Annotated in this window: 23 protein-coding genes; 11 read left to right on the forward strand and 12 right to left on the reverse strand. The window is 49.5% G+C overall.

Annotated features, from left to right (window positions below):
• Positions 1–57: 57 nt before the first annotated feature.
• Positions 58–1,626 carry an inorganic phosphate transporter gene (locus LVJ88_RS09880; RefSeq protein WP_054599981.1) on the reverse strand — a complete coding sequence of 523 codons (1,569 nt, stop codon included), beginning with the start codon at positions 1,624–1,626 and terminating at the stop codon, positions 58–60.
• A gap of 236 nt (positions 1,627–1,862) precedes the next feature.
• On the opposite strand from LVJ88_RS09880, the gene LVJ88_RS09885 reads away from it, so the two are divergent.
• Positions 1,863–2,966 (forward strand): anhydro-N-acetylmuramic acid kinase, encoded by a 1,104-nt coding sequence (locus tag LVJ88_RS09885; protein WP_085417798.1) that lies wholly within the window; start codon positions 1,863–1,865, stop codon positions 2,964–2,966.
• A gap of 181 nt (positions 2,967–3,147) precedes the next feature.
• On the opposite strand, the gene LVJ88_RS09895 is transcribed toward LVJ88_RS09885, so the two are convergent.
• The 4 genes from LVJ88_RS09895 to LVJ88_RS09910 form a co-directional block, all read right to left on the reverse strand.
• Positions 3,148–3,753, reverse strand: a complete 606-nt coding sequence (locus LVJ88_RS09895; RefSeq protein WP_085417799.1) for a Maf family protein — start codon at positions 3,751–3,753, stop codon at positions 3,148–3,150.
• The gene (locus LVJ88_RS09900) at positions 3,750–4,592 is read right to left on the reverse strand and encodes an SDR family NAD(P)-dependent oxidoreductase (RefSeq protein WP_085357555.1); all 843 of its coding nucleotides are present in this window, start codon (positions 4,590–4,592) and stop codon (positions 3,750–3,752) included. The genes LVJ88_RS09895 and LVJ88_RS09900 overlap by 4 nt, the downstream gene beginning before the upstream one ends.
• A 239-nt stretch (positions 4,593–4,831) precedes the next feature.
• Positions 4,832–5,278, reverse strand: a complete 447-nt coding sequence (locus LVJ88_RS09905) for a hypothetical protein (protein WP_054599985.1) — start codon at positions 5,276–5,278, stop codon at positions 4,832–4,834.
• Positions 5,271–5,660, reverse strand: coding sequence for a YbjO family protein (locus tag LVJ88_RS09910; RefSeq protein WP_143773644.1), 390 nt, complete (start codon positions 5,658–5,660; stop codon positions 5,271–5,273). The genes LVJ88_RS09905 and LVJ88_RS09910 overlap by 8 nt, the downstream gene beginning before the upstream one ends.
• A gap of 582 nt (positions 5,661–6,242) precedes the next feature.
• Between LVJ88_RS09910 and LVJ88_RS09915 the strand changes: the two genes are divergently transcribed.
• From LVJ88_RS09915 to LVJ88_RS09930, 4 genes are all read left to right on the forward strand, one after another.
• On the forward strand, positions 6,243–6,653 hold the full coding sequence (locus LVJ88_RS09915; RefSeq protein WP_085417802.1) for a YqaA family protein: 411 nt from the start codon (positions 6,243–6,245) through the stop codon (positions 6,651–6,653).
• Between the two features lie 122 nt (positions 6,654–6,775).
• Positions 6,776–7,786, forward strand: a complete 1,011-nt coding sequence (gene hemH / locus LVJ88_RS09920; RefSeq protein WP_085417803.1) for a ferrochelatase — start codon at positions 6,776–6,778, stop codon at positions 7,784–7,786.
• A gap of 127 nt (positions 7,787–7,913) precedes the next feature.
• Entirely contained in the window at positions 7,914–8,252 is a 339-nt protein-coding gene (gene erpA, locus LVJ88_RS09925) for an iron-sulfur cluster insertion protein ErpA (RefSeq protein WP_054599990.1), read from the forward strand.
• Between the two features lie 442 nt (positions 8,253–8,694).
• Entirely contained in the window at positions 8,695–9,363 is a 669-nt protein-coding gene (locus LVJ88_RS09930; protein WP_054599991.1) for a hypothetical protein, read from the forward strand.
• 383 nt (positions 9,364–9,746) lie between these two features.
• On the opposite strand, the gene LVJ88_RS09935 is transcribed toward LVJ88_RS09930, so the two are convergent.
• Positions 9,747–11,951 carry a FimV/HubP family polar landmark protein gene (locus tag LVJ88_RS09935; protein WP_085417804.1) on the reverse strand — a complete coding sequence of 735 codons (2,205 nt, stop codon included), beginning with the start codon at positions 11,949–11,951 and terminating at the stop codon, positions 9,747–9,749.
• A gap of 488 nt (positions 11,952–12,439) precedes the next feature.
• Between LVJ88_RS09935 and LVJ88_RS09940 the strand changes: the two genes are divergently transcribed.
• From LVJ88_RS09940 to LVJ88_RS09960, 5 genes are all read left to right on the forward strand, one after another.
• Positions 12,440–12,973 carry a septation protein A gene (locus tag LVJ88_RS09940; RefSeq protein WP_054599993.1) on the forward strand — a complete coding sequence of 178 codons (534 nt, stop codon included), beginning with the start codon at positions 12,440–12,442 and terminating at the stop codon, positions 12,971–12,973.
• A 4-nt stretch (positions 12,974–12,977) separates the two neighbouring features.
• Complete coding sequence (locus tag LVJ88_RS09945; protein ID WP_085417805.1) at positions 12,978–13,268, forward strand: YciI family protein; 291 nt, start codon at positions 12,978–12,980, stop codon at positions 13,266–13,268.
• Positions 13,268–13,540 carry a BolA family protein gene (locus tag LVJ88_RS09950; RefSeq protein WP_054599995.1) on the forward strand — a complete coding sequence of 91 codons (273 nt, stop codon included), beginning with the start codon at positions 13,268–13,270 and terminating at the stop codon, positions 13,538–13,540. The genes LVJ88_RS09945 and LVJ88_RS09950 overlap by 1 nt, the downstream gene beginning before the upstream one ends.
• Before the next feature lie 63 nt (positions 13,541–13,603).
• On the forward strand, positions 13,604–14,479 hold the full coding sequence (locus tag LVJ88_RS09955) for a peptidylprolyl isomerase (protein WP_085417806.1): 876 nt from the start codon (positions 13,604–13,606) through the stop codon (positions 14,477–14,479).
• Positions 14,480–14,501: 22 nt separating this feature from the next.
• Complete coding sequence (locus LVJ88_RS09960; RefSeq protein ID WP_054599997.1) at positions 14,502–15,269, forward strand: peptidylprolyl isomerase; 768 nt, start codon at positions 14,502–14,504, stop codon at positions 15,267–15,269.
• A gap of 154 nt (positions 15,270–15,423) precedes the next feature.
• On the opposite strand, the gene LVJ88_RS09965 is transcribed toward LVJ88_RS09960, so the two are convergent.
• The 6 genes from LVJ88_RS09965 to pyrF all read right to left on the reverse strand — a co-directional run bounded on the left by LVJ88_RS09965 (position 15,424) and on the right by pyrF (position 20,217).
• Entirely contained in the window at positions 15,424–16,131 is a 708-nt protein-coding gene (locus LVJ88_RS09965; RefSeq protein WP_054599998.1) for a GntR family transcriptional regulator, read from the reverse strand.
• A gap of 193 nt (positions 16,132–16,324) precedes the next feature.
• Positions 16,325–16,744 (reverse strand): OsmC family protein, encoded by a 420-nt coding sequence (locus LVJ88_RS09970; RefSeq protein ID WP_085355918.1) that lies wholly within the window; start codon positions 16,742–16,744, stop codon positions 16,325–16,327.
• 5 nt (positions 16,745–16,749) lie between these two features.
• A complete protein-coding gene (gene rraA, locus LVJ88_RS09975; RefSeq protein WP_085357531.1) occupies positions 16,750–17,244 on the reverse strand; it encodes a ribonuclease E activity regulator RraA in 495 nt (164 codons plus the stop codon).
• A gap of 132 nt (positions 17,245–17,376) precedes the next feature.
• Positions 17,377–18,378, reverse strand: coding sequence for an ADP-glyceromanno-heptose 6-epimerase (gene rfaD / locus LVJ88_RS09980; protein ID WP_085417807.1), 1,002 nt, complete (start codon positions 18,376–18,378; stop codon positions 17,377–17,379).
• Between the two features lie 63 nt (positions 18,379–18,441).
• Positions 18,442–19,413 (reverse strand): D-glycero-beta-D-manno-heptose-7-phosphate kinase, encoded by a 972-nt coding sequence (rfaE1, locus tag LVJ88_RS09985; RefSeq protein ID WP_085417808.1) that lies wholly within the window; start codon positions 19,411–19,413, stop codon positions 18,442–18,444.
• Between the two features lie 63 nt (positions 19,414–19,476).
• Positions 19,477–20,217, reverse strand: a complete 741-nt coding sequence (gene pyrF, locus LVJ88_RS09990; RefSeq protein WP_085417809.1) for an orotidine-5'-phosphate decarboxylase — start codon at positions 20,215–20,217, stop codon at positions 19,477–19,479.
• A 184-nt stretch (positions 20,218–20,401) separates the two neighbouring features.
• On the opposite strand from pyrF, the gene mnmC1 reads away from it, so the two are divergent.
• Positions 20,402–22,075, forward strand: a complete 1,674-nt coding sequence (gene mnmC1 / locus LVJ88_RS09995; protein ID WP_085417810.1) for an FAD-dependent 5-carboxymethylaminomethyl-2-thiouridine(34) oxidoreductase MnmC1 — start codon at positions 20,402–20,404, stop codon at positions 22,073–22,075.
• Positions 22,076–22,121 lie beyond the last annotated feature (46 nt).

A 22,121-nucleotide genomic window follows, 5' to 3' on the forward strand; every position in this document is an offset into this window, starting at 1 on the left:
GTTTTTTCAGACGGCCTTAAGAGCCGATACTCTGAGGCCGTCTGAAATATCGTTTGCTTATCCGAATACGCTGCGCAGCACCAAGAAGCAGACAACCGATAACACCGCCGCCGCCGGAAGGGTGATTATCCATGCCAAACCGATCGGCTTCATCAACGCCCAGTTGGCATTGCGGTTAACCAAACCGATGCCCAACACCGCACCCACCAAAATGTGGGTACTCGACACCGGCAAGCCCATCAACGAAGCAAGCATAACAACCGATGCGGCGGCCAACTCGGCAGCAAAACCGGAAGATGGGTGCATTTCCGCCAAACTGGTTCCCACGGTTTGAATCACTTCTTTACCGATAAACCACAAACCTACAATCAGAGCGATACCGAAAGTCAACATGGCCACAGGGGGAACGGGAGCTTGGGCTCCGATGTCTCCGGTACGCAATACATCCATAATAGCCGCAAACGGGCCGATGGCGTTGGCGATATCGTTGGCACCATGGCTAAATGCAAAACCTGCGGCGGTAAACACCTGCATCCAGCTGAATATCAGAAAAGTTGACTTGCCCAAATCTTTACGCTTCAACGTTTTGGCATAGATAAACGTAGCCATCCAGATAGCCGCACCAATCATAAAGATGGTGAGAAAGCTACCCACATTGCTCATACCCAATTCGAGATTCTTCAAACCTTTGAAAATCAGCATCGCCGCAATCATCATGCCGCCCAAAGAAGCGATAATCGGCACCCACGAATGCAGGGCTTTATAAGCATCGATGCTGTTTTTGCGGTTATCTATTTCATATAAGCCTTTGTAGTATAAAGACTCAAGCTCATTAGGATCTAAATCGGATTCGCCGTAAATCTGCGCATCGCGCGCCATAGCCGTGGCACATTCGATTTTGGCGGCTTCATCCAAACTTTCAAAATACAGGCGGTGCTGGGCTTTATAAGCTTTCTTTTCCTGCTTGATGGATTTTAAGTTTTCTTCGGCAGCATAGTTGTAATCCAGCACATGTTTTTTTATTTGTGAAAACAGGATGAAAGACACCAAGCCGCCTAAAACGGGAGAAAGCACCCAAGAGATGGCGATTTCAGCAATGTTGTCCCATTGAACCAATGCAAACGCATTGCTGCCGCCGCTCATCACACCCAAACACAGCGCACTGCCGACGATGCCGCCGATAATCGCGTGGGTTGTCGATACCGGCAAACCTTTCTTGGTGGCAAACAGCAGCCACAAAGCAGCAGCCAACAGAGCCGACATCATGATGTATACAAACTGCATCGGCTCCAAATGCATCTGGTTCAGATCGATGATGCCTTTGCGGATGGTGTCAGTTACCTGCCCGCCGGCAATCACGGCGCCGCTCACTTCAAAAATCGCGGCAATAATCAAAGCTTGGGGAATAGTCAGCGTTCCGGCGCCCACACTGGTGCCGAAAGAGTTGGCAACATCGTTACCGCCGATGTTGAACGCCATAAACACACCGAAAAAAGTAGCCAGCAGAAACAGCGAGGTATGGCTTTGGTTGGTATAACCCAACCCCCAAAAGATAAAATAGCCGACCATGCCCAACAGCAAGGCGGCAAATGCAAAATTGATTTTCTGTATAGATGGTGAGTTCATATAGATTGTGAACCTCGCTGTTTACATTAACAATAAAACGGAACAATAACCGTTGTAAATATTCCCGCCCATTCAAACGGTAACTGCCGAGCGGAATACTTTTTACTCCATCTATTATAAAGATATTGCCGCACGTCGTCATGCAAATACTCTATCGGGTATTTCTAACTGCAGCTATTGTCCGTGCCAAACAAAATCACGTTACAATAATGCTTTTTCAGACGGCCTTATTTACGATGGATAGCCAACTCTATATCGGTTTGATGTCCGGCACCAGCATGGACGGTGTCGATGCCGTGCTGGTACGCATGAACGGCAACCGCTGGCTGGCAGCCGAAGCCCATGCGTTCACGCCTTATCCCGGCCGTCTGAAACAAGATTTGCTGGCGCTGCAAAATGCCGGCTTTAACGAGCTGCATAACAGCATGATGCTGGCACAAGAGTTAAGCCGGCTATATGCCGAAACCGTGCATCAGCTGCTCGACAAAACCCAACTGCACGCCGACCGGATTACCGCCATCGGCTGCCACGGCCAAACCGTGCGCCATGCTCCCGAGTCGGGTTACAGCATCCAATTGGGCAATCTGCCCCTGCTGGCCGAGCTTACCGGCATCACAACCGTAGGCGACTTCCGCAGCCGCGACTTGGCGGCAGGCGGGCAAGGTGCGCCGTTGGTCCCTGCCTTCCACCAAGCTTTATTCCGAAGCGATACAGAAACCCGCGTAGTGCTGAATATCGGCGGTATCGCCAATATCAGCGTGCTCCCGCCCCACCAACCTGCTTTCGGATTCGACACCGGCCCCGGCAATATGCTGATGGATGCTTGGGTGCAGCACATCTGGCATCAACCTTATGACGAAAACGGTATCAAAGCATCGCAGGGCAAGGTGCTGCCCGAACTGCTGGCCACCTTGCTCAGCCATCCTTATTTTTCACAGCCTTATCCTAAAAGCACCGGTCGCGAGCTGTTTTCCTTATCATGGCTGCTGCCCCAACTTTCAGACGGCCTCAACCCTCACGACGTATTAAAAACCCTACTCGAATACACGGCGCAAACCATTGCCGACGCAGTTCTGTATGCCGCCCCCGAAGTGCGCAACATTTTCGTTTGCGGCGGCGGCATACAAAATTCATCGTTAATGGAAAGCCTGAAACAACACTTTTCTGCCCAAAACATCCGTTTGCACAGCAGCCTCGCCCTCAACTTAGATCCGCAATGGATGGAGGCTGCCGCCTTCGGTTGGTTGGCTGCCTGCTGGATTAACCGCATTCCGAGCAATCCTTATCATGCTACCGGTGCGCATAAACCCTGCATTTTAGGAGCAGGTTACTACCCTTAAGGCGCATTATCAAAAAGCGTATGTTTGCCATATCAGGCCGAGACCTTTGCAAAATCCCCGGATGTGGATTCAGTTCAAGGCGTAGCAGCACAGCGAGTGCAGACATATCATATAGATAGGCACACGAGCGGGGCCGCGCACAACGCAAAAATGCGCCGTAGATAGAGGCTTTGCAAAGGTATCAGGCCGTCTGAAAAGGCGGCACCGCCAGCCCCAATGATTGAAGCAGCGCTATCGTTTCAAAAACCGGCAACCCCATCACTCCCGTGAAACTGCCCGACAACCGCTCTACAAATATTCCGCCCAATCCCTGAATACCGTAAGCACCCGCTTTATCCATAGGCTCTCCGCTGGCGATATAAGCGCTGATTTCTTCATCAGCCAAAGGCTTGAACACAACATCGCTCTGCTGCATCAACGCATGGGTTTGCCCTTGCCAATACACGCATACTGCCGTTAACACCTGATGCGTTGTTCCCGAAAGGCGTTTCAGCATGGCAAACGCATCGTCAGCCGATTCAGGCTTTCCCAAAATATGATTGTGCAGAGCCACAGTGGTATCCGCACTCAACAACGGATACTCAGGCACAAAAGGATATTGCCCTTGCCAATGGGCTACCGCCGCCGCATTTTTCTCAAAAGCCATTCGCGCCACATAAACCGCTGCCGATTCGTGCGGATAAGGTGTTTCGTCGATGTCTGCATGTAAACGGGCAACGCGGTATCCCAAATTTTCTAATATTTCCCGACGGCGCGGGCTGCCGGAAGCCAAATAAAGCGTATTCATTTACCCTGCCCCTCTACTGCACTCCGCTGCAAACGGTCGAGCAGCACGGTCGGCAACAAGCGCTTCAAATACCAAAACAACACCGTAGGAAACGTAACCAGATAACGCGCTTTAGGCTTTTCTGCCGTTAATGCCCGCACACATATTTTGGCACAGTCGGGAGAAGACATTGTAAACGGTGCCGCGTCTCCTTCTTGCTCAAGGCGGTTGAGTTGAAAACGATAGTTAGCGGCATGCACGCTGGATGCAATATCAATGTGTTCATGCAGTTTTTTCAAAGCATTTTGACGGAAACGCGTAGCAATCGGCCCCGGTTCGACCAAGCTCACAAAAATCCCGCTGCCATGAGTTTCATGACGCAATGTGTCGCACATGCCTTCCAAAGCAAACTTAGTGCTGTTATAAGCCCCTCTCCAAGGCATAGCGGCAAAGCCCAAAATACTGCTGTTAACCAAAATCCTTCCGTGCCCTTGGCGACGAAACACTTTCATCGCCAACGTAATACATTCCCACGCACCAAACACATTGGTTTCAAACTGTTCTCTCAAGGCTTGCCTCGGCACATCTTCCACCGCACCCACTTGCCCGTAGCCCGCATTACAAAACAAGGCATCCAACGCACCGCCTGTTTGCTGCATGACCGCATCAAAAGCCGAGCGGATACTGCTGCTGTCGGCAACATCCAATTGCAGGGCGTCTATCAATCCTTCCGCGCGCAAGCGTTCCACATCATCCATGTTCCGGCAAGAAGCAAACACCCGCCACCCCGCCTGATGAAGCTGTTTGGCGGTATCGTAGCCGATACCGCTGGAACAGCCGGTTATTAAAATCGTTTTCATCGGTTTTCTCCTGTAAAAAATCATGCCGTATAGCAAATAAAACAGTGGCAGTATATCCCAATATCGAAAAATGAAAACGGCAACCGAAGTTTGCGGAATAAAGCACAAGGTTGGCAATCAATAATCAAAAAGGCCGTCTGAAAACACACTTTTCAGACGGCCTCTTCACAGCCTCACATCAAAATCAGTGTTGCCACGGCACGCACCGATACAGGCAACACCTATTGACTCCAACCTGATTACAAACGCTGAACCCTCTGTTTCAACGCATCAATTTTCATTTTCAAATTCGTTACTTTTGCGTGCCACAGCACCAACCCGGCAGCAACAACCAAATACAGAGCAAGAACCACTCCGCCGGTTCGGTAATCGCCGAAATCTTTCAACGACACCACATTACCCGCCCCGGCAATAATCGAGATACCGGGCGCAATCAAAATAGCAAAAATAACACCGCACACCACCAAACACGCAATCAGCAACAACAGCCCCGAACGGAAACGCCAATTCTTAAACCGGCCCAAAGCCAAAGCCACCACAAACAAAACCGCACCGACGGCAGAAAAAGCCAACAATGCCGACCATTTATCCACCACAGTTTGTGTCGAAATAAACGAAGTCAAACCAAACATATAAAAACAAAACAGCGCACCGGAATAAAATATGACACTTAAAAAACTACGCATTACCTATCCCACCGGAAGTTTGAAAATAAAAATGTGTCCGCGAACGGAACAAAAAATACACGATACAGATAAACAATACCATACCGTAAAGCAGCATCGGCTTATCGGGCGATGCCGTTATATTAAAAACCATGCCGACCGAACCGCACAACACATAAAGCCAACGCCCCCAGTTTTTAGCCCGAAGCATGGCAATACCCGCGACAATGTTGATTACCGTTCCCCAGCCGCCTGCGATATGAATGCCCAACAGCAGAGGCATTTGACGGATTACCTCCTGCATATCGGAATAATTATGGCTTAACGTCATAACCCCAACCGAAAGCAAAGACATAACAATTAAAAACGATGCAAAAACCGTTACAAACATCGGCCGCTTCATAATTCAACTTATCCAACATAAACATAATTTAACAAATGTAATTATGCCAAACAAATTACATACGTAATCATTTTTATGATAAACGGTTAAATAAACGGCTTGAAATTCATGATTCGTTTTGCAAAAAATATTTTTCAGACGGCTTGGAAATTTTGCACACAAATCAAAAATAAATTAATTTTATACATTAAAAACAGAATATTAAAATCAATTCAAACTTTTTTATCAAATCATATTTTCGAACAAAATGCTTCGAAACAACCGGTATGCCGCCAAAATTCGGATTCGTTACAGCTGTAACACATCCGCAACAAACCGTTAAAAAGCCATTCATAATGGCAATTTAACACGATAAACCTAAAAAATAATTTATCTAAAATTAACGTAAAAATACTAAATTGGATTTTATTAATGAAGCATTCTAAAATTTTTGACCATTTTTACAAAACCATCACGCCGGTCAACCTTTGTCATACAGATGGGCTGTGAAACCGCTTAACGGTATCCCCTCCGCGCCCATGTTGCCCATGTGAATGGCTACTCGGTTAAAATAGCGAACTTACTTACCGACTACGCGTTTTAATGGAACTATTTTGGCCTTATCTTACCCTCGCGGCTTCTTCATTCACTTCCGCAACCATACTGCCGGGCACATCAGAAGCCGCCTTCCTTTTATTTATCAACAGCTATCCCACCGCACAAACAGGAGCACTACTCATTGCCGGCTTGTGCAACGGATTAGGCAGCATAGTTTCTTATTATATGGGGCGGTATATCCCACTTAATAAAAGGCCGTCTGAAAAAACCTTCCGCCTGCTTAACCGTTACGGCGTGTGGACGCTTTTATTTGCCTGGCTGCCGATTGTCGGAGATGCACTACCGATCGCCGCAGGCTGGCTGAGATTAAACGCTTGGAAAAGCAGTATGATGCTCATTGCAGGAAAATTTATACGCTACACCATCCTACTCACCGGCTTAAATATTTGGATGTAAATCATTATTTTTATACAAATCCCAATGTATCTTTGCAATCCCCTCCATAGCCTGTTTAGAAGTTTCCTACACCTTAAAAATACCGTAAGATGCCGCTTGAAAACAAACATTAGGATATTCTCATGCCGCGCTTTCTTCCCGAACCGCCCACGCCCCATCACCTTCAAGAAAAAACCGCCGTACTCCTACTAAACCTAGGTACGCCGGAAGCGCCGACTGCAGCGGCCGTCCGGCCGTATCTACGCGACTTCCTCTCTGATCAACGTGTCGTCGAACTTCCCAAACTACTGTGGCAGCCCATATTGCGCGGGCTGGTACTGACTCTACGCCCTAAAAAAAGTGCCCACGCTTATGAAAAAGTATGGCTTCCCGAAGGCTCGCCTTTAGCTGTCTACACAGAAAAACAAGCGGAATTAGTTGCAAAACAAATACCCAACATTACCGTACGCCACGCCATGACTTACGGCTCTCCCAATGCCGCTTCAGTATTGGCAGAACTCAAAGCCCAAGGCATAACCCGCGTGCTGGCCATTCCGCTTTACCCCCAATATGCAGCCTCCAGCACAGGAGCCGCATTGGATAAAATATTTGAAACACTATTGAAACAGCGCAACCAAATCAGCATCCGTACCGTTTCCCGTTTTTATAGCGACTCCGGCTACATAGATGCCATGAAACAACAAATAGAAGCATTTTGGACTCATCACGGACGAGGCGAAAAACTCATGTTGAGTTTTCACGGTATCCCGCAAAAAAACAGCGACGAAGGAGATCCCTATGCCTACGAATGCCAGAAAACTGCCGAACTTTTAGCAGATGCACTGTCTCTCGAAAAAGACGACTACATCGTCTCGTTCCAAAGCCAATTCGGCAAAGCAAAATGGATAGGCCCGAGCACACAAGATTTATTTGACGAGTTACCCAAACAAGGCATAACCAAACTGGACGTATTCTGCCCCGGGTTTGTCAGCGACTGCTTAGAAACGATGGAAGAGATTGCCATAGCAGGCAGAGAGCAGTTTCATGAAGCCGGCGGAAAACAATATCAATACATCCCCTGTCTGAACACCCACCCCGCATGGATTTATGCTTTGTCGAATATAGTTAAACAAAATATTCAAGGATGGGATTAATTTTTCAGACGGCACCCAACCCCTTCTTAATTGTTTTCAAAGACACCTATTGAATTTATACTGAACAGCCTAAATTTAGAAAGCAATATTGGTTGCTGCCAATCACACCATATTAAAGGAATAAATCATGTCAGAAGAAACCCCTATTATTTTTACCGAAAGCTGCTGCACCAAAGTTGCAGATTTGATTGCTGAAGAAAACAACCCCGATTTGAAGCTTCGCGTTTTCGTCAACGGCGGAGGATGCTCAGGATTCCAATACGGTTTTACCTTTGATGAAATCAAAAATGACGACGACTTCGAAATCGAAAAAAACGGCTTAACTTTTTTGGTTGATCCAATGAGTTATCAGTATTTGGTAGGTGCAGAAATCGACTACACAGAAAGTCTTCACGGCTCCCAATTCGTTATACGAAACCCTAACGCAACCACCACATGCGGATGCGGCTCTTCTTTCTCGGTGTAATGCTTTCAGCACAACATGCCAATCAAATAAGGCAGTCTGTCTAGCAGGCTGCCTTACATTTTAAGTACTCCAAAGAAAAACCATACTTGATATTGTAGCGATATCAGAATGTTTTTCACCATACCAACCGCCTGATAAAAAAATTTACATCTTTTAAATACCTAATTTATAATTACAAGAACTTTTGCTGAATTTACAAAAACCCATTGGTAATAGATTTACTAGCCTAAATATTAAACACTAAATCGATTTGATATGTAAGCCATCGTAAATTTATACCGCTTAGATACATTCAACTGACAAAACTCAGTTAATCACATAACCTTATTCTCCGAGACAAAAATCGGATTTTAACTGAAAATTATCTCTGATAATTTATAGCTATACTATTGTTGGAAACACAAAAACCCGAAATCCAACAGCATGATTTTACGGAAGAATAATGCAAAACCAAAAATTATATGATGTTTACGTATCTTATCCGCCAAATGTCGACAGAGAAAGAATAAATGCCTGCTTGGTAGACAACTTGCCGGAAAACGAAGCCAATGACTTGATTCAAGCATTGGCTGAACGTCCTCAAGCGATCATTGCCGAAAATTGCACAAGAGAAGAGCGTGAAAATGCGCAACATTATTTCAGCTATTTAGGGCTTGACGTTATTATCCGCCATTCTCTCGAATTATTACCGGATGAGAGTCAAAACGAAGAAGAAGTTAAAAAAATTGTAGACCAATGTCCTGTCTGCCGAACAATAGTAGAAAACCCGGAAGACACTACAGAATGCCCCACATGCCGTTTACACTTCTCATCTGCCACCGAAGCCGTTATCCAACGTAAACGAATAGAGTGGGAAGAAAAAGTCGCTTTTGAGCATAAAAAACAACAGGAAATCGCTTTAAAGCTACAGCAGGAACAGCAGGCCGAAGAAAAGCGCCTACGCAAACAAATTCGCGCCGAGCTTGAAGAAAAACTTGAGCGTGAACTAGGCCGATCAAGCCTTATATTTTCATTAAAAGGCCGTAAAGTTTTAATGTTAGTTGTTTCTATTGTCTTTATCTGCTTAATTTTAATAGGATTAGGTTATTTCCTTGCTCAATCTATGAAATAAAGCCAATCACTCTAAAAATAAAGCCCTGCTCTAGCATAACCGGAATGCTCGATCAGGGCTTATTACCTTATGAGATCTTAAAAAAAACGCGGCTATTGATACAATTCAAAGCAGGCAGCACAGCGAAAGCAAACATATCACACGATAAATCAATCAACTTAACTTTTACTACCGAGTGCTACTGCTACTTGCCGTACTACCTGTACTGCCTGCGGTTTGCTGCCCTGCATTAAAAATATATTGATTGATGACTATAGAGAGAAAATAAATTTATTCCAAAAAAACTGAACCTGATAATCCTATCAGGTTCAGTTTTGAAACAATTTTTATTAAATTATATCTAGCTCCGGCATACTGCGGATAAATCTCAAACCAGAGATTAATTATTTATTCAACTCGGCAAGCATAGCTTCTGTTTTTTCCAAGATACTTCCATTTGCTTCTTCAAGCAACTCTTGGAGTGTCTCTCTTGCGGCATCAGGATCGCCGATTTCCACATACATTTGTGCCAACTCATATTTAGCTTCAAGCGGAGCGGTCATACCTACCGATTCAGAAATAAAACCGGTTTCACTACGCTCACTATCACCCTCCAGCTCTATGCTTTCCCATTCGATGGTTTCACCATCATCATCAGAAACATTGACCTCAACAGGCTTAGCCAGTTCTTCATCTTGGAAGGCGATAGCGCTGTTATCAGCATCTGCAGTTATCCACGCTTCACCAACTTGGCTGTCTGAGGCTTGATTCGCGAATGATGTAGCTTCGTAAGTTTCAGTAATTTGCTCAACTGATCCGCTTTCGACAGCCTGAGTATCAAACTCGACTATCGACTCTGCAGAATTTGTTTCCGTTACCTCTGCCGAAGCAGCCGGAACTTGATTAAATGTAGAAGACTCACTCTCTGATAAAGCCAATTTATCTGCTTCTGAAGAGTCAGACGCTTCAAATTCAAGTGGTTCAAATTCTACGGTGTTAACCGCAACGCTCTCGTCTTGCTGAGAAGAAATTTCCGAAACATCAGCTTCTTGAACTGTTGAAACTTGATCCTGATTCTCGGTTTCAAACTCGATATTTACCGCATCAGGCTCATCACTCTGCTCAAGCTTGCCTTCATTTGAAGAAATCTCTGCAATCTCAACCACTTCAACAGATTGAGCTGTATCCTCAACAGGCGTAAATTCAACTGCTACATGTTGGTACTCGTTTTCGGGCTCAGGCTCGTAAACACTTTCGGTTGATTCAATAGCATCCCAATTAGCATTTTCACGCTTCTGGGTTTCTTCATCTTGAGTTAATGCGCCGGATACGATACCGTCTTGGGCACGGTCAATCGAACCTAAATCCAAGCTGAAATTGTTTTCAGATTTATCCGCAGGAATAGTTTCGGTTTCGGTAAAGAAAATCTCATCGTCAAAGTCATCTTCTACATCCAAACCTTCTTCAGCAGTTTTAGCTTGTGTTGCTGCGGCAACAGTAGCAGCCGCAGCGCCCGAAACAGCCCCGGGATGCGGCAAGGAAGATTCTGAAGGTTTAACAACTGTAGAAGATGCAGACGAATTCAGATTTTGAGCGTGAAGATGGGTTTCTTCTGCTGCTTCCTTCAAAAGAATCTGATCATTTTCATCTGCCTGTTCAACATGATCTTTCTTTTTGGCAGCCAATCTGAGAAGCAGCCACAACGCAATTGCACCCAAACCGGCAAGAAGAAGCCAACGCCACCAGCCACTATTTTCAGTTTCTGCAACAGCAGGTTTAGTTGAGGGCACTGCTTCAGATTTAGGCGTATTTTCTGTGGCAACAGCTGCAGGAGCGGACGCTTTTTCTTCTTCTGCCTTGGTTACAACAGGCTCAGATGCAGCAGGAGTAACACTGGCAGTTGTTTGGGATTCAGATGTTTTTTCGGCCTCGCCAGGCGCCCCAACCGACACAGCCGGTTGTGAAGCCTGCGCTGTTTGAGCAGGGGTTTCAACAACTGTTTCTTCTGTTTTCTTAACTGCAGCAACACCTTGTTTTGAAAGGTTTCTAAGCTCCGCCGCAGAAGGAATACTTAACGTGCTTCCGGCAATAACGATATCAGGATTGTTATCGGGAAAAACTTTCGGGTTGGCCAAAACCAAAGCGTTAATGGTTTCAGATAAAGTCAGACCTTGAGGACGCACTTTTTCAGCGATGAATGTTAATGTTTCACCATGGCGGACTTTATAATTGCCTTCAAGAGGAACAAATGATTTTTGTTCGGCGGAAGCTGCATCGCGATTTCTCTCGACTTTGGCGTAAGCATTGGATTTTTTATTTTCTTTTCTCTTAGCCTGGTCTTGAGCTTGCTTGATACTCGGTTTTTGTTGTGCCGAACGCGGAGATACGGTACGTTCGCTTGCCGATTGGTCGACAGCGGCGGATCTGTTTTCACCCTGAGATGCTGCCGCACTTCCTGCTGCATAGTCGGCAGGATCGATAATAGCGGTGTATTGACGCGATTGCGAACCGACACCTACTTGGAAAACCAAAACAGGATCGTTTATCGGGGTATTGGAACGGATGTTGATGACGGCTTTATCGCCGGACTTTCTGACGCTGGTGCGCAAATTACTGTCTGAAAGCGATGCATTCCCGCCGTTAAGCAGAACTTTAGTTCTTCCCCTGTAACCGTTACCGTGCCGGAGAACGGCTCGCCCAAATTCGATTGAACATTCAAGCCGCCCAAGCCGCCAACTGCAGATAATGATGTCGTTAAGGCCAAAGAAGCAGCAATCAGTTTGATTCTATGATTGTTTTTCAAATTATTATCCCCTGTTCGAGTTGGCAGCCTGACTGCCTGACTGTATATAATCAGCATGATATATGCTGACTGCCTACTCTGCCAAGTAAATTTGCTAATTTATGTAAACGATAAGCTGGCAATTGCAACTTTATAACCACTCTTTGATTTACTTTAAAGTAAATCCGACAATCGGCCTTTTTTTCAGACGGCCTGACGTGCCTTGTTAGCATTGACATAAGTAATGCAAAAGAGTTCATCTACCTGTATGATTGTGAAATTCTCACGGTTTGATTCATTTTATCCTGCACAAAGATGAAGATTTTAAACGATTTCATTGCCATTATTCTGTTTTTCGTTATTTATACGACTACTAAAAATATTATTTGGGCAACAGCCGTTGCACTGATGGTTGGCATTATTCAGGCAGCCGTAACGTGGTTGAAGCACAAAAAACTCGATACGATGCAGAAAGTTAATTTGGGGTTGATTGTGGTGTTCGGCGGGGCAACCATCTTATTGCGCGATCCCCGTTTCATTATGTGGAAACCCACACTGCTGTTTTGGTTTGGCGCCGCGGCCTTAGCTGTTAGCCATATCATGAAAAAAAACGGTTTGAAGGCCATGATGGGCAAAGAATTGAAGTTGGATGACCGTATTTGGGGCAACCTGACGATTGCTTGGGTGGTCTTTTTAATCTTTATGGGTGCAGCCAATCTGGTAGTGGCCCATAATTTTTCCGAACAACAGTGGGTGAACTACAAGCTTTTCGGAACACTGGGTTTAATGATGGCTTTTGCTTTAGGGCAAGGCGTATATTTGAGCAAGCATTTACCTAAAGAAAGTTGATTATATGGAATATTTTATGTTATTGGCCACCGATGCCGAAGAAGCGCACGAAGCGCGTTTGAACGCCCGCCCCGCTCATTTGGAGCGTTTGGAAAAGCTCAGATCGGAAGGACGTTTGCTGACCGCCGGCCCAAACCCTCTTCCCGACAACCCCGAGCGGGTTTCCGGCAGCCTGATTGTTGCGCAGTTTGCTTCGTTGGACGAAGCGCAGGCATGGGCCGAACAAGACCCTTACGTTGATGCCGGCGTATATGAAGAAATTTTAATCAAGCCTTTTAAAGCGGTGTTTAAATAATGCCTACCATGCAAGAAATGATAGAAGGCCGTCTGAAAAGCTTGCGGCCTGAAATATTCGAGTTCCGCGATGACAGCCATCTGCATGAAGGCCACGCGGGCAACCGCGGCGGTGGGCACTACGCCATATTGTTGGTCAGCGAAGCATTTGCCGGAGTAAGCCGTTTGAACCGCCAGCGCATGGTAAAGGATTTGCTTCAAGACTTTTTTTCAGACGGCCTGATACACGCTTTGAGTGTCAAAGCCGTTACACCTGAAGAATATTTCCATTAGGCCGAGCCGGTTGCAAGCCGGTTCGACCCATTCCCGTTTTATTTGCAAAAGCAGAGAATCGACATGAAAAAATCTTATTTCGCTTCAGCCCTGTTGTTGGCTTTGGTGTCCGGCAGCTTGTGGGCGCAAACGATTGTTACCGTTAACGGCAGCAAAATCGACAGCAAAGATATTGATGCACAAGTAAAAATGCTGCAAAGCCAAAACCCGCAAATCCCCGACACACCGGCTCTGCGCCGCGACTTGACCGAACGCCAGGTTACGGCCATTTTGATCAGCCAAGAAGCCAAACGCCTGAAACTCGACCAATCGGCCGAATACAAAAAAGCCCTTGAGCGCGCACGTTCCGATGCAAAAACCCAAGGAGTAGATAAACAGCCCGGTTTTAAAGAACAATGGACGGCTTTTGAAAACGACTTGCTCAACCAAGCTTATTTTGTATATCTTTTGCGGAACAATCCCATCGGTGAAAACGATTTGAAAACCGCCTACGGCGAATTCAGCAAATTCTATCAAGGCAGCCACGAAGTCCAACTCGGCGAAATCCTGACATCCAATGCCGCCGACGCCCAAAAAGCCATTGCCGACCTTAAAGCCAAAAAAGATTTTAAAACCGTTGCCGCCCAATATACGGTTGACCCGCGCGGCAAAGCCAATAACGGTCTGAACGCCGGATACGTTAATCTTAAAGACTTGGAACAAGGCGCACCCGAAGTTTACGCAGCCGTTAAAAACCTCACCAAAGGCGGATTCACAGCCACGCCCCTGCAAGACGGCAACGGCATGTTCGGCGTTTTCTATATCAACGACAAACGTGCCGCCAACATACCTTCATACGAAACCGCGAAAAACGGCATTGCGCAAGAGCTTCAAGCCGCCCGCATAGACAGCGCCATCGAAGCCCTTTACCGCAAAGCCAATATTCAGACGGCCAAATAACTTCAAAAACACATAAAGCAATATGAAAAAACAAAAAAAGATTATATTTTTTGCCGCAGCCGCATTGGCTGCGGGCATCGCCATCGGCAAAGTTCCCGAAATCGAACGCAGCCGTGTTGATGCTTTGGTGGCGGAAGAGCTTGAAAACGCTTCCCTGATGCCCGACGGCCAAAAGCCCGACGTGGAAAGCCTGCGTAAAAACATTACGCTGCAACTGCAAACCGTTGAAATTCTCAAAAACGAAGCGTTGAAAATAGGCTTGGATAAAAAACCTGAAGTTCAGGCTCATTTTAAAAATGCAGAAGCGCAGTTTTATGCCACACAATACGCATTACACCTTGAGCGCGAAGCACAGGTAAACGAAGCAGACATACGCGCCGCTTACGACAGCCAAACCCGTGCAGTGAAAATCCAGCAGGTTAATTTTGCCACCGCAGAAGAAGCCCGTCAGGCACAACAACTGTTATTGAAAGGTTTGTCTTTCGACGGGTTGATGCAGCGCTACCCCAGCCCCGAGCAAATCGGCGGCTTTATTTCGCCCAATCAACTGCCGCCGGTTTTGGCGGATGTGATCAACCGGATGTCGCGCGGCCAAATTACCCGCGAGCCGGTAGAGATGAACGGCAGATTTTATCTGTTTAAGCTCACGGCTTCCGAACGCAACCCCGACGCGCCGCCTTTCGAGCAAATTAAAGATATTCTGATCCGCAAGGCCAAGCAGGAAAAAATGCAGCAACAGATTGACGAACTGCTGCAAAAAGAAGGCATGACCAAACTGAAGCAGCCTTAAGCCTGCCGCCAGGCATTGCCCGAACGGTAAGGCCGTCTGAACAGCCAAGTTCAGACGGCCTCGTTTTTGTGTGCATGATACTTTACGGTTAGACCACTTCATTGCCAATTCAAAACAGTAAAGCATCTTTCATTGATTCCCACCCGAAAGATTTTCAGGCTTCGGCCTCAAACTTTCTCAACAAACGCGCTTGGCATTGGCCTAGATGGCGTCTCATCATCTTGCAGGCACGGGCTTTTTTGCCTTCCACCAGCAAATCGAGAATCTCGCGGTGCTCGCAATAGGTATGGCGCAAACGGTCTTTCGGGGCATCGAACACGGCAATAATCAGCGAAGAACGCGCGCACAATGTATTAACGATTTCCAGCAGCACATCGTTGTTCAGCAAACGCGCCAGCTCGACATGGAAAGCATTGGACAAGCGGTTCCAGCTTACCCGGTCGCCACGGTTGAAGGCTGCCTCTTCCTGATCGATCAACGCATAAAGAGGCTTGGCTTTTTCCGCCAAGTTTTCTTCTTCAAGCAGCATGTTGATGATGGTTTCTTCCAAGGCGATACGCATTTTGAACACATCTTGCGTTTCTTTGGCATCGGGCACATGCACGAATGCGCCGCGATTGGGCAGCAAATCAACGATTTTATCGTGTGCCAGCAAAGAAAGCGCGCTACGCACGGTGCTGCGCGAGCAAGTCATCTGGCGGCACAGGTCGGATTCGGTCAGCTTATTGCCCGGACGCAGGTTGTGGTCGGTAATGCCGTCTAAAATTCTGGAATATACGCGGAAAAGCTCGGCATCGTGCCGCTCTTCCAGCAAAGACGAGGTTGCGGGTGCTTGCGGAAAATTGTTTTCGTTATCTGTCATACCGGTTCTCCTGCCTGATCAGGCAGTTGGAAGTATTCGAGTAGTTATCGCAAATATACTTAACTGGCTACGGTGTTGCTGCCTTGTATCAAAATTAAGTGGATTGACTATATTGCCGGCCGTGTGAACCATTCTGAATCGTAGGCAAGTCAAGGCCGTCTGAAAACCTTGTTTTCAGACGGCATGTTTTGATTTAAGCCGTTTCGACAATCTCGAAGCTGTGCGTTACTTTGGCCGCCTTGCCCAACATAATCGAAGCGGAACAATATTTTTCGGCAGACATCTGCACGGCTTTTTCAATCGCACTTTCTTTCAGGTTGCGGCCCAGCACTTCAAAATGGATGTGGATTTCGGTAAACACGCGCGGTGTGTCGTCGGCACGCTTGGCGGTAACGGTTGCCCGGCAATCCACTATGTCCTGACGCTGCTTTTCGGCAATCATCACCACATCAATGCTGGAACAGCCCGCCACGCCCAGCAGCAGCATTTCCATCGGGCTGGGGCCGCGCTTGGCCTGCCCTTCTTGCGCCGAACCTTCCATCACCACGCTGTGGCCGGCTTCGGTTGTGCCGACAAAACACATGCCGTCTATCCATTTTGACGTTACTTTCATATCGTTTATTCCTCGTGAAGCGGTTGTTCAGACACCAAGATGCCGTCTGAATCGCTGTATAAATAATGTCCCGGGGTAAATGTTACGCCGCCGAACGTAACCGGCACATCCACTTCGCCCGCGCCGTCTTTCGCACTCTTGCGCGGGTTGGTGCCCAAGGCTTTCACGCCGAACTGCATGGCGTTGATGGCTTCGTTGTCGCGGATGGGGCCGAAAATCACCGCGCCCGCCCAGCCGTTGGCCGCGCCCGCACCGGCAATCATATCGCCCATCAATGCGCTGTATAAATCGCCGCCGCCGTCCACCACCAGCACTTCTCCGTCGGAGTGCGTGTTCATCAGCTTTTTAACCAAGCCGTTGTCGCGGCTGCATTTTACCGTGCGGATTCTGCCGCAGAAACGGTGCCGGCGGCCGAAATGTCGGAACTGTACTTCGCACGAAGGCGTATCGGGGGCGATGTCGATTAGATCGGCAGTTGCAAAATCATTTTTTCCGCTCATGGTTTTCTCCTTTGCTTGTATTGTGTGCGGTTTTCTTTTCCGCTTGTGGCAGCCCGAAAACACCGCAGGCCGTCTGAAAAGCATTATAAAGTATTTTTGCCTTTCAGACGGCCTGCCGTGGGCTTGCGTGGCTTAAAGGTTTTCCATCATCCAATGCACATAGCGGCTTACACCTTCGTCCACATCTAAAAACGCTTCTTCGTAACCGGCTTCGCGCAAACGCGAAATATCGGCCTCGGTAAAGCTCTGGTATTTGCCCTTGAGCGAATCGGGGAACGGAATGTAGCGGATCAGCTCTTCTTTAACCAATTCCTGAAGGCTCATCGCGGGCTTGCCCTCGGCCACGCGGCAAGCGTTGACGGTGGCGGCGGCCAAATCGTTAAACGGCTGGCTGCGGCCGGTGCCCAAGTTGAAAATACCTGATTTTTCAGGGTTGTCGAAGAAGAACAGGTTCACTTTCACCACATCTTCCACACTCACGAAATCGCGGGTTTGCTCGCCGTTGCCGTAACCTTCGTTCTCGCCGAACAAATTCACATAGCCCTGCTCGCGGTATTGGTTGAAATGGTGGAACGCCACCGAAGCCATGCGGCCTTTGTGCTGTTCGTGCGGGCCGTACACATTGAAATAGCGGAAACCGGCCACTTGCGCGGTCAAGCCTTCTTCCATGCGGCGGCGCACCACTTGGTCGAACAGGAATTTGGAATAGCCGTACACATTGAGCGGTTTTTCCAATTCGCGCTCTTCGCGGAAAATCTCGCCTTTGCCGTACACCGCCGCGCTGGAGGCATACAAAAACGGAATACGCTCGTCCTGACACCAATCGAGCAGATCGAGGCTGTATTGATAGTTGTTGTCCATCATATACAGGCCGTTGTGCTCCATAGTGTCGGAACACGCACCGTCGTGGAACACGGCTTCGATATCGTCAAACGGCAGCAGATGCTCGCGCACTTGGCGGATGAATTCGTGTTTGTCGAGATAATGGGCGATTTCGCACTCGGCCAGATTTTTGAATTTCTCGCCGCGGGTCAGGTTATCAACGGCAACAATGTCGGTAATACCGCGTTCGTTCAGGGCTTTAACGATGTTGCTGCCGATAAAGCCGGCGGCACCGGTTACGATGATGGTCATAATCTTTTCCTTTTGGTTTTGAAAACAAGGAGCCGGCCGTCTGAAAGGTTTTTCAGGCTATATTCAGACGGCCTGTTGTTCCTTCAAAGCCGCGCTGAGTTCGTCAAACGAACACACCGCCGTACCCAATTTCGCCACCACCACACCGGCGGCGGTATTGGCAATATGCATGGCCTCGGGCAGGCTGAAACCGGCGGCTATGCCCAAGCCCATGCTGGCAATCACGGTGTCGCCTGCGCCGGATACGTCGTACACTTCTTGGGCGCGGGTGGGCTGGTGGTCGATTTGGCTGCTGCGAAACAGCGTCATGCCTTCTTCGCTGCGGGTAAGCAGCAGGGCTTGCAATTCCAAATTACGGCGCAGGTTTTGGGCTTTTTCGGTCAATTCCGCTTCATCGCGCCAACTGCCCACTACTTCTTTCAGTTCGGCACGGTTGGGGGTGAGCAGGGTGGCTCCGGCGTATTTTTCGTAATCGTCGCCTTTCGGATCGATCAACACGGGCTTGCCTGCCAAACGTGCCCATTCGATCATGCCGGCCACATGCGTCAACCCGCCTTTGCCGTAATCGGACAACACCACCACATCGTATTCCGGCAACAATTGGCGGTATTGCTCTTTAACCGAATCGAGAATCTCACGATGCGGCATTTCTTCAAAATCAAGGCGGATAAGCTGCTGGTTGCGGGCAACCACGCGCAGTTTGACGGTGGTAGAAATTTCTTTGTCGCGCATCAGATACGAAGCCACACCGTCTTGCTGCATCAATTTTTCCAGCGCATTGGCGGCTTCGTCATCGCCGGTTACAGACAGCAACGCCGCTTTGCCGCCCAGCGAGGCGATGTTGCGGGCAACGTTGGCGGCACCGCCCGCGCGTTGGTCGGTTTTAGAAATTTTGGCAATCGGCACGGGGGCTTCGGGGGAAATACGGGCAACGTCGCCGAACCAGTAACGGTCGAGCATCACGTCGCCCACCACCAAAACGCGGGCTTGTGCCAAACGCGACTGTAATTGCTGTATATCGGTGTTGAGTACCATAGGAATATCCGTTTATCTGTGTTTCAGACGGCCTCTTTATCACAAGAGACCGTCTGAACATATTTAAATCGAAATCTGATTGGCTGCCGCATTCACTTCGCGCAACACGGCCACGGGGTCGGCGGCCTGCGTAATCGGCCTCCCCATCACCAAGTAGGTGGAACCCGCCGCCAACGCTTGCGCGGGGGTCATGATGCGGCGTTGGTCGTCGCTGTTGCCGGCGGTATCCAAGCGGATGCCGGGCGTAACCAGCACAAATTCTCCGCCCAACTCGCGGCGCAGCGGTGCGGCTTCGCGGGCGGAACAGACTACGCCGTCCAAACCGGAACTTTGCGCCAGTTTCGCCCAACGCAACACCAATTCTTCTACCGGTTGATTTAGGCCGATTTCGGCAAGGTCGCTCTGCTCCATGCTGGTCAGCACGGTAACGCCGATCAGCAGCGGTTTTTGCGCATGGTTGGCCACGGCTTCGGCGGCGGCTTCCATCATGCGGCGGCCGCTCGAAGCGTGCATGTCCACCATCCACACGCCCATATCGGCCGCTACTTTGCAGGCGTGGGCTACGGTGTTGGGAATGTCGTGGTATTTCAAATCGAGAAACAGCTTGAAGCCTTGGTTGATCAGCTTTTCGGCCAAACTGCGGCCGGTGGCGGTAAACAGTTCTTTGCCGATTTTCAGACGGCATAGGGAAGGATCGAGACGGCGCACAAAGGCAAGCGTGTCGTGTTCGTTGGCAAAGTCCAAAGCCACAATCACGGGCGTGCGGGCGGATTCGGTTTGGAAGTCGGCGATTAATGGGTTCATAACGGGTTCCGTGGCATATTTTCAGACGGCCTGCAGCTCGTGATGTAACAGCTTTGCATGGCTTGCCGCCGCAGGCCGTCTGAAATCATAAAATCGCACAAATTTTAGCAGCTTTCCAACCTGTTTGTCCGCCGTTTGCTCGTGATAAACTGGCTGCCCGCACTATTTTCAGACGGCCTCATTTATGAACTGCCTTGCTTGGAACGCCCCGCCACCGCTTGCCGCACTTGCGGACACTGTCCGCCGCCATGCTAAACCGCTGTATTTGATCGTATGCCTGCCCGACCGCCGCATCCCCGAATTCAGGCCGTCTGAACAACCATGCGCGGAAGAAAGCGCGCTGCGGCAAGCCATAGCGGGCAAGCTCGGCTGCATTCAGTTCAACGGAGCCAACGTGCTGGAAAACATCCTGCCCTGCGTGCATTTATGGCTGATGCCGTCTGAAAACGCCGCACGGCTGGGCGAACATTTTCCGCAGCCCGTGCAATGGCAAACCGAAGCCGTGCCGCAACTGCCGCCGCAACCGGTCAAACCGTGGTTCAGACCGTCTGAACACCGCGCCGAGCCTGTCCGTGCCGTTATCGTCGGCTCAGGCATTGCCGGTGCAGCCACCGCCCGCGCACTGGCGGAACACGGTCTGCCCGTTACCGTGCTGGAAGCCGCCGAACCGGCCAACGCCGCATCCGGCAACCGCCAAGGGCTGCTGTATGCCAAGATTTCGCCGCACAACACCGAGCAGACCGAACTGCTGCTGTGCGGCTACGGCTACACCCGCCGCCTGCTCGAAACCCTGCTGCCCAACCGCGAAAGCTGGGGCGGAAACGGCGTGCTCCACCTCAACCACGATGCCGAAGAAACCCGCCGCAATCAGGCTTTGGGCGCACACAGCCACCACGCCCACCTTTACCGCCCCGTCGATGCCGACGAAGCCGCACAGATTGCCGGCATCGAAACCGCACAAAGCGGCCTGTATTGGCCGCAGGGCGTGTGGCTGAACCCGCCTGCACTCGTCCGCGCCCTGCTCGACCATCCGCTGATCGAACTGCACACCCGCACACCCGTGCTTACCGCCGAACACGACGGCAACGAATGGCAAGTCCGCACGCCCGCGCACACCTTCAGCGGCAGCCATTTGATTTACTGCACCGGCGCACACAGCCCGCAAGCCGCCGACCCCAACGTATCCGCCCTACCCTACCGCTTGGTGCGCGGGCAAACCGACCTTGCCGCCGCCGTGCCGTATTCCGAACAACTGCGCTGCGCCCTTTCCGGCGCCAGCTACATCAGCCCCGCATGGCAAGGCTTGCATTGCTACGGCGCGACCTTCGTCCAGCACGACACCGGCACCGACTGGCGCGAAACCGACCGCCAAACCAACCGCGCCAACCTGCACGAATTAAACGAACAACTGGCCGCTCAACTGCTTTGGCGAAGCTCACAGGATTCGCCTTCAGACGGCCTTGACGGTTCTCACCAACAGCAAAGGCCGTCTGAAACCCGTTCAGACGGCCTCACCCCGCAAGGCCACGCCGCCCTGCGCTGCGACAGCCCCGACCACCTGCCCATCGTCGGCGCACTCGGCAACATCGCCGCCATGCAAAACGTGTACGCCAAACTCGCCCTCGATAAAAACTACCGTCTCAACGCCCCCTGCCCCTACCTGCCGAACGCCTACATCAACACCGCCCACGGCAGCCGCGGGCTGGCCACCGCCCCGATTTGCGCCGCCGCCGTCGCCGCCGACATCCTCTGCCTGCCCAACCCGCTGTCGCCAAGAATCCGCTGCGCCCTCGCCCCCAACCGTACCGTTATCCGCGCCATCGTGCGGCAGCAGCCGTTGTGGGGGAAGGCCGTCTGAAATGGTTTAGGTTTTCAGACGGCCTACATAACCTCCCCGACCGCAA

The sequence above is a fragment of the Neisseria dumasiana genome (genome assembly GCF_022870885.1).
GTDB classification, from domain to species: Bacteria; Pseudomonadota; Gammaproteobacteria; order Burkholderiales; family Neisseriaceae; genus Neisseria; species Neisseria dumasiana.

Coding starts and splice junctions, on each gene's coding strand:
- rfaE1 (WP_085417808.1), bottom strand. CDS start 19,413: ATGGTACTCAACACCGATATACAGCAATTACAGTCGCGTTTGGCACAA.
- LVJ88_RS09960 (WP_054599997.1), top strand. CDS start 14,502: ATGAAAAAACAAAAAAAGATTATATTTTTTGCCGCAGCCGCATTGGCT.
- erpA (WP_054599990.1), top strand. CDS start 7,914: ATGTCAGAAGAAACCCCTATTATTTTTACCGAAAGCTGCTGCACCAAA.
- LVJ88_RS09880 (WP_054599981.1), bottom strand. CDS start 1,626: ATGAACTCACCATCTATACAGAAAATCAATTTTGCATTTGCCGCCTTG.
- rfaD (WP_085417807.1), bottom strand. CDS start 18,378: ATGACCATCATCGTAACCGGTGCCGCCGGCTTTATCGGCAGCAACATC.
- LVJ88_RS09905 (WP_054599985.1), bottom strand. CDS start 5,278: ATGCGTAGTTTTTTAAGTGTCATATTTTATTCCGGTGCGCTGTTTTGT.
- LVJ88_RS09955 (WP_085417806.1), top strand. CDS start 13,604: ATGAAAAAATCTTATTTCGCTTCAGCCCTGTTGTTGGCTTTGGTGTCC.
- LVJ88_RS09965 (WP_054599998.1), bottom strand. CDS start 16,131: ATGACAGATAACGAAAACAATTTTCCGCAAGCACCCGCAACCTCGTCT.
- LVJ88_RS09945 (WP_085417805.1), top strand. CDS start 12,978: ATGGAATATTTTATGTTATTGGCCACCGATGCCGAAGAAGCGCACGAA.
- hemH (WP_085417803.1), top strand. CDS start 6,776: ATGCCGCGCTTTCTTCCCGAACCGCCCACGCCCCATCACCTTCAAGAA.
- LVJ88_RS09930 (WP_054599991.1), top strand. CDS start 8,695: ATGCAAAACCAAAAATTATATGATGTTTACGTATCTTATCCGCCAAAT.
- LVJ88_RS09940 (WP_054599993.1), top strand. CDS start 12,440: ATGAAGATTTTAAACGATTTCATTGCCATTATTCTGTTTTTCGTTATT.
- LVJ88_RS09895 (WP_085417799.1), bottom strand. CDS start 3,753: ATGAATACGCTTTATTTGGCTTCCGGCAGCCCGCGCCGTCGGGAAATA.
- LVJ88_RS09900 (WP_085357555.1), bottom strand. CDS start 4,592: ATGAAAACGATTTTAATAACCGGCTGTTCCAGCGGTATCGGCTACGAT.
- LVJ88_RS09970 (WP_085355918.1), bottom strand. CDS start 16,744: ATGAAAGTAACGTCAAAATGGATAGACGGCATGTGTTTTGTCGGCACA.
- LVJ88_RS09885 (WP_085417798.1), top strand. CDS start 1,863: ATGGATAGCCAACTCTATATCGGTTTGATGTCCGGCACCAGCATGGAC.
- LVJ88_RS09915 (WP_085417802.1), top strand. CDS start 6,243: ATGGAACTATTTTGGCCTTATCTTACCCTCGCGGCTTCTTCATTCACT.
- pyrF (WP_085417809.1), bottom strand. CDS start 20,217: ATGAACCCATTAATCGCCGACTTCCAAACCGAATCCGCCCGCACGCCC.
- rraA (WP_085357531.1), bottom strand. CDS start 17,244: ATGAGCGGAAAAAATGATTTTGCAACTGCCGATCTAATCGACATCGCC.
- LVJ88_RS09950 (WP_054599995.1), top strand. CDS start 13,268: ATGCCTACCATGCAAGAAATGATAGAAGGCCGTCTGAAAAGCTTGCGG.
- LVJ88_RS09910 (WP_143773644.1), bottom strand. CDS start 5,660: ATGAAGCGGCCGATGTTTGTAACGGTTTTTGCATCGTTTTTAATTGTT.
- mnmC1 (WP_085417810.1), top strand. CDS start 20,402: ATGAACTGCCTTGCTTGGAACGCCCCGCCACCGCTTGCCGCACTTGCG.